The 2,633-nt window shown below is 73.4% G+C and carries 4 protein-coding genes and 1 pseudogene; 3 read left to right on the top strand and 2 right to left on the bottom strand.

Annotated elements, in window-relative coordinates; all coding sequences use genetic code 11:
- Both CCN56_RS40150 and CCN56_RS40145 read left to right on the top strand, forming a co-directional pair.
- Window positions 1-250: pseudogene (locus CCN56_RS40150) on the top strand (cobalt-precorrin-5B (C(1))-methyltransferase); the annotation flags it as partial.
- A 41-nt stretch (window positions 251-291) separates the two neighbouring features.
- A complete protein-coding gene (locus CCN56_RS40145) occupies window positions 292-858 on the top strand; it encodes a GNAT family N-acetyltransferase (protein WP_086832495.1) in 567 nt (188 codons plus the stop codon).
- On the opposite strand, the gene CCN56_RS40140 is transcribed toward CCN56_RS40145, so the two are convergent.
- The gene (locus tag CCN56_RS40140) at window positions 843-1,523 is read right to left on the bottom strand and encodes a hypothetical protein (RefSeq protein ID WP_256962437.1); all 681 of its coding nucleotides are present in this window, start codon (window positions 1,521-1,523) and stop codon (window positions 843-845) included. The two genes, CCN56_RS40145 and CCN56_RS40140, sit on opposite strands and share 16 nt — an antisense overlap.
- Before the next feature lie 93 nt (window positions 1,524-1,616).
- Here CCN56_RS40140 and CCN56_RS46055 point away from each other — a divergent pair, with 93 nt between their 5' ends.
- Complete coding sequence (locus CCN56_RS46055; protein WP_099895366.1) at window positions 1,617-1,691, top strand: 50S ribosomal protein bL37; 75 nt, start codon at window positions 1,617-1,619, stop codon at window positions 1,689-1,691.
- 61 nt (window positions 1,692-1,752) lie between these two features.
- Here CCN56_RS46055 and cobM read toward each other — a convergent pair whose 3' ends face one another.
- Window positions 1,753-2,502, bottom strand: a complete 750-nt coding sequence (gene cobM / locus CCN56_RS40135; RefSeq protein ID WP_086832493.1) for a precorrin-4 C(11)-methyltransferase — start codon at window positions 2,500-2,502, stop codon at window positions 1,753-1,755.
- Between the last annotated feature and the right edge of the window lie 131 nt (window positions 2,503-2,633).

The following is a 2,633-nucleotide window of genomic DNA, read 5'->3' as shown; positions in this document are numbered from 1 at the left end:
CGACCTGGCCCGCACGGGCGGCGCGTCGGACGCGCTGGCGTCGGAGATCGCCGACGCCAACACGGGCCTCGCCGCCCTCCGCCTCTGCGAGGCCGCCGCCGTCCCCCTGGGCGACCTGGTCGCCGCCCGCGCCCGCGACGAGGCCCTGTCCGTCCTGCGGGGCGCGCCGGTCTCGGTGGACGTGATCTGCATCGACCGGGCGGGGACGGTCGTGGGGCGGTCGGAGCCCAAGGGCCCTGCGGGGTCGTAATCCGGGCGACAGCGGCCATGACGAGGGCCGAGACTCACGGCATGGCCGACTTCTCGCACAAGCCCACCCTCACCGGTGACCTGGTGGTCCTCCGCCCCGTCACCGAGGCGGACGTGCCCGCGCTGCTGCCGCTGTTCGAGGACCCCGAGGTCACCCGGCTGACCGGGAGCCACGTCTCGCACGACGAGGCGGCGCTCCTGAAGTGGTACGGCTCGCGCGGCGCGCAGGACGACCGGCTCGACCTCGCCGTGGTCGAGCGGGCCACGGGGAAGGTCGTCGGCGAGGCCGTCCTCCTGGAGTGGGACCCCGGCAACGAGAGCTGCGCCTTCCGGATCGCCTTCGTCCCGGACGCGATCGGCCGGGGCCTCGGCACGGAGGCGACCCGCCTGATCGTCGGCCACGGCTTCGAGGCGCTCGGCCTGTACCGGATCTGGCTGGAGGTCTACGCCTTCAACCCCCGCGCCCACCGCGCCTACGAGAAGGCCGGCTTCCGCGCGGAGGGCGTCCTGCGGGGCGCGCTCCTCTGGGAGGGAGAGCGGGTGGACGCGACGGTGATGTCGGTCCTTGCACCGGAGTGGGCGGCCGCGAACCGTCAGGCCGTCGGGTAGCCGATCTCCGCGATGTCCTCGGCGAGGTCGGCGAGCTCCACCTCCGGGTTGAGGGTCGCCACGAGCTCCGGGGTCAGGGGGCGCAGGGCGAGGACGTGGCGTACGGCTTCCAGGTCGACCGGGGTCTCGTAGTAGTCCGACGCCCATTCGGCGTACGCCTCCGCCGTGCGGTCCGTGAGCAGGTGGAGGAGGCGGCCGGAGCCGTCCGGGTCCTCGCGGTCGTCGCCCGCGTCGGGGTACTCGACCGTGCCCGTGTGCCAGACCGTGTCCGTCGGCTCGCGCCACAGGCAGGCCGTGGTCACGTGCACCCCGTCCTCGTCCGTGAACGCGGGCTCCGTCAGGTACTCGGCGAGCGCCTCCGGCACCCCGTCGAGCACCCCCGGCCAGGTCTGCCCGTCCGCGAGCTCCCCGAACGGGCTCAGCGGCGACTCGTGGGCGAAGACACGGGCGAATGCCCCCGCCGGCGAGAGGACGATCGTGTACTCGTCTCCCTGACCGTCCTTCATGGACGCCAGCTGTTCGCGCTCCGACCAGTGCGCGTCGAAGGAGTAGTAACGGCTCTCCCACTCCGGGCAGAGCACGGCCTCCAGCATCGCGAGCCCACGGGAGTGGTCGCGCAGTTCCTCGATGCCCGGCAGCGCCCGGGCCACGTCGTAAACGGTCACAGGGCCATTCAAGACCCTGGCACCGACATGCGGCCCCGCGGCCCCGAACCTAGGCTCTTGCCCAGACAGAGTCCCCGAGCGAGAGGGAGTCCCATGGCGAAGCGCGGCAACAAGAAGCGGGCCCGCAAGAAGAAGAAGGCGAACCACGGCAAGCGGCCCAACGCCTGAGCCGTAGCGACTGCACGGAGGCCGGACCCCCGTAAGGGGCCGGCCTCCGTCGTGTCGTGCGTCAGCAGGCGTGGCGGTCCCGCGCCGGGTCGTACAGGTGGCTGTCGCGGAACTCCGAGGCCGCCAGCGTGCGGCCCACGATGATCACCGCCGTCTTCGTGATGCCCGCCGCCTTCACCTGCTCCGCGATGTCGTCGAGGGTGCCGCGCAGGATCACCTCGTCGGGCCGGCTGGCCATCGCGACGACGGCGGCCGGGCAGTCGGCGCCGTAGTGGGGGACCAGCTCGGAGACGATCCGGTCGACGTAGCGGGCGCCCAGGTGGAGGACGAGCAGGGCGCCGCTGCGGCCGAGGGTGGCGAGGTCCTCGCCCTCCGGCATCGGGGTGGCCTGCTGGGCGATGCGGGTGAGGACGACCGTCTGGCCGACGGTCGGGACCGTCAGCTCCCGCTTGAGCGCCGCCGCGGCCGCCGCGAAGGCCGGGACGCCGGGCACGACCTCGTACGGGATGCCCGCCGTGTCCAGGCGCCGCATCTGCTCGGCGACCGCGCTGAAGACCGAGGGGTCGCCGGAGTGCAGCCGGGCCACGTCCTGCCCGGCCTCGTGGGCGGCGACGATCTCGGCGACGATCTGGTCCAGGTCGAGATTCGCCGTGTCGACGAGCTTCGCGTCCGGCGGGCACTCGGCGAGCAGCTCGGTGGGGACGAGGGAGCCGGCGTAGAGGCAGACCCCGCACTTCGCGAGGGTCCGCGCGCCGCGCACGGTGATGAGGTCGGCCGCGCCGGGGCCCGCGCCGATGAAGTAGACGGTCATGAGTCGGTGGAACCCTTCGTTACGGACCACTGGGTGACGGGCATGGCCTGGCGCCAGCCGGTGAAGCCGCCCACGGGCACGGCGGCGAACTGATCCGGCTCGCCGTCGCCACCGCCGTGCCCGTGGGCGGC

This window comes from Streptomyces sp. NRRL B-24572, assembly GCF_002156145.1.
GTDB classification, from domain to species: Bacteria; Actinomycetota; Actinomycetes; order Streptomycetales; family Streptomycetaceae; genus Streptomyces; species Streptomyces vietnamensis.
Note: the sequence above shows the minus strand (reverse complement) of the source record. Positions and strands in the feature narration are given on the sequence as shown.